Origin of the sequence: Zooshikella sp. RANM57 (assembly GCF_050749885.1) — a bacterium.
Taxonomy (GTDB): Bacteria; Pseudomonadota; Gammaproteobacteria; order Pseudomonadales; family Zooshikellaceae; genus Zooshikella.
Genome location: NZ_JBOIUB010000033.1, coordinates 1 through 6,015, shown reverse-complemented (window position 1 = coordinate 6,015; position 6,015 = coordinate 1). Strand labels below are relative to the sequence as shown.

Sequence of the window (6,015 nt, the reverse complement as noted above, 5' to 3'; positions counted from 1 at the left end):
CGTAGACTGGTAAAAAAAACCATTTGGTTTAACAACCTGGTTTGTGTAATTCTGCAGCGGTGAAGGTGGAATATGTTTGGGGCCAAAGATTTCCCATAACCATTGCACAATAGCTACAATCCCACCAACAATAGCAAGGGCTAAGGCAATAGGACCTGCCATAGACATACCCGCCAACGCTAGTACACCAAAAGCAACACCTCCTAGTCCTATCAGGGTGTTAATCGTTTCAAAGACAATTCCTGCAATATCCCCATTAATAATGGCGTCAGCAAGACTGTACGCCGCTACACCAAGAGCCGCCACACCAAATACCAATGAAACCCGTTCTGCAATAGAAGCAATTTTAGACTTCATAAAAATCTGGGTAATAATTTTGGTTTCTGCACGTTGGACCCCTTTATAGTTTCTAGCAAAGTTAAGGTAAAAACGAGCAGCTTTAGATAAAGGCCCACCAACGTCTGCAATACCTTCTAATTGCCCTAAAAAGTAATTTTTGATTTGAGTGACTAATACCAGATATAGAATACCTTTTCCTGCATCAACCACGGCACTAGAGAACGATATCAGCTCAGGTATATTCACATTGGGATTTTCATCCTCAACGGTTGTATAAATAAAGTGTCCAAGTGCAATACCAAGTAAAAACTGGAAGAGCGCAGCTTCACCATGAACAGTGCCCATTGCCGATCTCTCTGCACTTAGACCTTGTTCATTAAACATAGGGTATTGAGACTTTAGGCGAGCAATAAAGTTAGGACCTACAGCCCCCATAGTGTCTGCTGAGCTGGCTTGGTCAAAAATCAATGTGTGAGCTATTTCGACACTGCCGTCACCATACTCATTAATAAAACGTTGCCAAAATTCACGTGTTGCACTTTCTGGCTTAAGCAGCTCATTCATCGTATCAATATGAATTTTTCGATTATTTCTAAGCGAGTGCGTTTCACTTTTAGCCCCTATTTTAATGCTCTGGGCCATACCTAAAATAAGGGCCCCAAAATATTTCCCTTCCAGGTCATCAACTTGTTCTATGCTAAGGCGAGAGTCGGTATAGGCTAAACAGCGTAACTTAGAAGAAATACTTTGCACTTTGGCAAATTTTTCAGCGACATGAAGTTTATCATCTGAGCTATCACTGATTTTATTGTCATCAATTACTGCTTGTATGGTTTCTTCACTATTATAGTGATTGTATAGCTGCTCGCCCCAATGGTAGCTACTATTACTGTCTTTATACGCTTTTAAGGCTGATCCAGGAAGATAAGTGCTAAATGGCTCTTCCGCATGATCAATTGCTAAATTATACAATTGAGACATCAATTCATTAAAGTCATGGGTTGATTTCGCTGTATTGTATTTAGCATTGGCTTTAATCATATCCCAAGAGTTTAAAGCTTTACGGTCATCTGGTGTGTAGTTATTAATGTCATCCGTCGCCGCATACTCTTCCTGAAGAATTTGAGAAACGTAGATGGGGGCAAGTTCGGTTACAAGTGATTGGTACTGGCTATGGACTGTAGAAACCCCATTTATGTTATAAATATTCCAATCTGGATCAAGTTTTCCGTTAAATTCATGTATCACACTATAACGGTTATACATTTCCATTTTCATTATTTCTGTCAACATACGATTAGCAATATACTGAGCTTCATCGCTTAGTTTACCCAAGTTGATCCGTTCATTATTAAAGTTTGACTGGTAGGCATAAGGTAAAATATTAACTAAGTTTTCAAGAGTTAAACTGGAGGATACTGTAGAGGTATCTGTATTCTGATCAATAAAAGTGGTGGCATGGCTGGACAAAGGGAGCATTGTGGCAGCCGATACTACTGAACTATTAATTAAAAAGCGTCTTCTACTCTCATCAGTATTATCACTTGGGGCGTTGATAAAAGACGAGATTCTTGTTTTTCTAAACATGTTTACCTACTCACTATAATGCCGAAGGACCTATTGGAGTTAATCAACTATATTCACTGCAATTAGCCCTTAAACAGATTTGATCACGGTTTTTAGTAAGGAAAAGTTTGAACTTAATATTCGCGAATTAATAGTGAAAAGTAGTGAATTTCGAGGAAAAATAAGGAAACATGAAAACGCTGTACCTTTCAGTAGAGATGATTCTCTTTGGATTTACCCACAAAGGAAGGACATAGCCAGACGTGCATATATGTGAAAAATTGTTAATGCTATATGTTTATTTGTATATTGAGATGAATGAAAAGTATGCTGTTCAAACACGATAACTATAAGTAGTTATTTAGTGGGGGATTATTTGCGAGGGGGTAAGAAACTTATTGATATAATCCTCAGCAAGCCAAAAGCCTTTTTGATTAGCATGATAGATAAATACTTCTGCTTCACTATACCTTTTCTGGCGAATCAGCTCCAAACCATGATAATACATTGCTTCTGGATGAGCATTATCTGCTGCTATTTTTAACCAGTATTGATAGGCATTATCATTAATGGGTAAACTACAGAAACCATGTTTATAGAGCATCGCTAAATGAAACTGAGCTATAGTATGTCCATTCGTTGCTGCTTTTAAAAAAAAGCATTGTGCTTTTTTCTCATTTTGTGTAACGAGGTCTCCATGCTGATATAAGTTAGCAAGCTTAAAAAGTGCATCTATATCACCACCCTGAGCCTCTTTTTTTAGAGAGGTTATAAAGCGTGTATTCCAGTACTTTTCATCATATATAGTGTCTGACTGTACACTATAAATTAGCCCTAACAAACGACAAGCTGTTGATACGCTCTCATTTGCCAAAATTTTTAAAAAATGAATAGCTTTTTCAACTTCGTTATTTTCATATGCCAAGATAGCATTTTTTAAAATTTTATTTTTCCAGCTATTTTTCATAAAATCAACCCATATAAATTTTTTGCTAATACACGCTATATTAAAAATGCTGCAAGTAACAAACTATGTGATTTTGCCTATTTACTGATCAGAAACTAGATGTGTAATACTTGGAGGGGTAGCAACGATAATATTGCCACATCACCGTATATGTATACAGGGAAAAATAGTGAATATTTGTGAAAATAATGGAATAGCGAGGATGCTCACCTTAGTATAACAAGAGGCTTAGTCTACCTACTTAACTTTTACAAGCTTATCTTAATAAACTGTATTATAAATCCAGTAAGCATTAGGTATAAAGTATCTGATCAGTTGTTTTTTGAAAATAAAAAAATTGAATAGTCAGAGGTTCTGGAACTTAAGTCGTTGATGAATATTTCACCATCGTAGTAGATAATTTTAAACTGTCCAGCTTTATCATGCTGAGCGTTAAATAGCATATTAGTGTAAGGTTGGGAGTGGTGTAATGAGCTTATTTTAGCTTCATGAACAATATTTAACGTCGTGTTGTATGTATACGTATCATTTACATGACTTATTATCTTTCCTTCACCATCGAACAACGCTATTCCTTCAATGCCATCGCTTTCGAAAAACATGCGGTAATGAATCGCCTGTTTTTTAACCGTCATACTCAACGTTTCTTTCCAGTAACCTATTTGGGGGTCATAACTATGAATTGTTGAATTATAACTTCCAGATAAATCAGTGTGGCATACATTGTAAAAAACACTAATCACATAAATACTTAAGCTTGCCAACAATAATAGAAAACTACTCATCAGACTGAAACTCTTTCTTTATTTTAGTTATTGCCTGCTGCAATTCACTCTCTGGCATAATTAGACTGTTTCCCTTATGAGTATTACTGTCAAAGAAGCTAATCAAAAAAGTACCCGCACGTTGCTCAATAAAATAGGTACAATTACAGGGAATTGATATCAATTCGTTTAATAGGGAGTTATCTATTTGAGTTTCTTTTTTAGTAATGAGTGAATAAGATCGACTTTCATGCGTATACTTTTTTAGCTGATAGGATTCGTTTGTATACCCTTTTGGTATGGAAGGAAATGCTGTGTAGAAGTTTAATACTGAGAAAACCAGTAGAATCAAAGATGCTAGTATAAATTTATAGCGTTCAATATATTTATAGAGTTGTTTTATATTATTTTTAGGTACTAGCTTGTGATTTACTTCAGTAACACATAAAATGTTGATACGATCTAATACTAGCTTATACCCTATCCTAGGGATAGTTACAACAATGTCATTCTCGGCCGTTAAATAGGAGATATGTTCCCTTAGTTTAGCAATGGTTTTGGTGAGAGAAGAGTCTGTAACGAGAGATCGTTTCCATATATAGATTTTTAGTTCTTCTTTAGTAATTATCTGATTAGGTTTCGTTAAAAAATATTCTAATGCCCTTAGTTCGCTATGGTTTAAGTAACATTGTTCATTATTAAATGTGAGGATGCTTCTATTAATATTAAACTGTATATTTTTTACGATGGGTCCACTTTGCATGTGTTTGGATTACTCTTAGTAACAAGCCTTTCTCACTTACAAGGCTAACATGTTTACTGATGATCTGTACTCCAAAAAATACTAAATGCAGAGTAGTACAGATGAATGGCAAAATATATAAGAACAAATACATACCGTTGCTGTATTACGCTAGTGTCTGTAGCACTTTCATCATATCAAGCGACTTGTATAAGTTGATAGTATCAGTCATTTAATAGTCGAGGTTCCATGATGAGAATATGCTTAACGCTGTGTTAACGTCAGTAGTGATGCTCCCACTTCTCTTCCGCTAATAAAACATTTAAGCATGAGTGAGGTGTTATTAAGCATATTAATGTCAGCAAATGCTACAACAAGAGTAATCAAAATTGCGGTAGTCAGTACAAGAATCCCCAATGGTACTTCACCTATGACCATATGGGTTATGTTGACCACAATGATCCAGACCTTCCAGAAGGCGCTTTTAGTACAAACTGTATGGTTCATCGTTGGACAGGATCCAATCTTAATGATTATCACGAAGGTGGTGATATGGCGCTAATAACAAAGCATTAGTATTTTTAAAAAATTACTTTCTAAAGGATTTTTGGTAAGCCATTTCAAGTGTATCTTTAGCCCAGATATAGTCTTTATGTAAAAAATTATAAAATGAAAGTGTCAATTTATGATCTGGGCAGAATACCATTTTTTCAAGTAAGTGCTTTGGAATATAATGAGGTAATCCATAACTAATTTGAGCACGCCCTCTCACAATCATCTGGATTGCACTCTCAGCATTTTGTGCATCAAAATACTGTGTAAATTTGGGGTAAACAAGATCCTCGAAAAACTGATTACCTATCACACCTACAACAGTCAATGAATATAATGATTTTTCAGGCATACTACATAGGTATTTCGTTTCTTTCGCTGTCACCATATGAAGTGTTAACTCATTAACTTTTATCTCAAGTTTAACTAAGTCTTTATAAATTTTGGTAATTGAAGGTTGGCGGTGTAATAACAGTGCATAATCACCACTATTCGCGGCAACTAATGCTCTTTTATCTGGTAGTATGGTTATCGTAATTTTATAAGGAATTGCCTCTAATACGTTGACAACACGTTGATAGTTGCTAGGAAAAAGTTGGGGATATGTTTGCCCTACAACGACAGGTAATTCTTGAGTAAAGCCATCAGCCCCAACAAAAGCTAAAATCAATAGATTATTGAAATATCTAGTGTTCAATGGAGCAACCTATTAATATAGTCAAGTACTCAAGCGAGCTAATTTATTTCATCTTACTGCATAACTGTATGAAAAAAGGGCTCTGTTGAAAATCCTTGAGTTGGGAAAAACGGAACGTTGGCGTGACCATATATGGTTACGCCATTTTCAAACTACCTGATTTTTCGAAATAATTTTTTACTGTGCTGGCACATTCCAAGTGTTTAGTACAGCGCCATTTTTGTCTTTTTCCACTACAGTGAGCTTACCTTCGTCATAAGTCACAATATGATACCCCCCATAAAAAGCTGCTTCTGTAGTGAAAACAGGCACTGTCCCCCATGTAGGGTCATTTATTAAATTACTATAGTCAAAATGGTGCGTATGACCATCAAAAATAGCGATAGGT

General features: G+C 35.7%; 6 protein-coding genes. All 6 read right to left on the bottom strand.

Annotated features, from left to right (window positions below; all coding sequences use genetic code 11):
- The coding region (locus ACQ96U_RS26770; RefSeq protein WP_431724347.1) for a DUF5336 domain-containing protein at window positions 1-1,926 on the bottom strand (1,926 nt) is incomplete at its 3' end.
- Between the two features lie 340 nt (window positions 1,927-2,266).
- Window positions 2,267-2,872: a tetratricopeptide repeat protein gene (locus ACQ96U_RS26765; RefSeq protein ID WP_431724346.1), complete on the bottom strand. Its 606-nt coding sequence runs from the start codon at window positions 2,870-2,872 to the stop codon at window positions 2,267-2,269.
- A gap of 311 nt (window positions 2,873-3,183) precedes the next feature.
- Window positions 3,184-3,657: a hypothetical protein gene (locus ACQ96U_RS26760; RefSeq protein WP_431724345.1), complete on the bottom strand. Its 474-nt coding sequence runs from the start codon at window positions 3,655-3,657 to the stop codon at window positions 3,184-3,186.
- Window positions 3,650-4,399 carry a winged helix-turn-helix domain-containing protein gene (locus tag ACQ96U_RS26755; RefSeq protein WP_431724344.1) on the bottom strand — a complete coding sequence of 250 codons (750 nt, stop codon included), beginning with the start codon at window positions 4,397-4,399 and terminating at the stop codon, window positions 3,650-3,652. The genes ACQ96U_RS26760 and ACQ96U_RS26755 overlap by 8 nt, the downstream gene beginning before the upstream one ends.
- A gap of 568 nt (window positions 4,400-4,967) precedes the next feature.
- Window positions 4,968-5,627, bottom strand: coding sequence for a hypothetical protein (locus ACQ96U_RS26750; protein WP_431724343.1), 660 nt, complete (start codon window positions 5,625-5,627; stop codon window positions 4,968-4,970).
- A 177-nt stretch (window positions 5,628-5,804) separates the two neighbouring features.
- Window positions 5,805-6,015: hypothetical protein (locus tag ACQ96U_RS26745; protein ID WP_431724342.1), on the bottom strand; the 211-nt coding region annotated here is incomplete at its 5' end.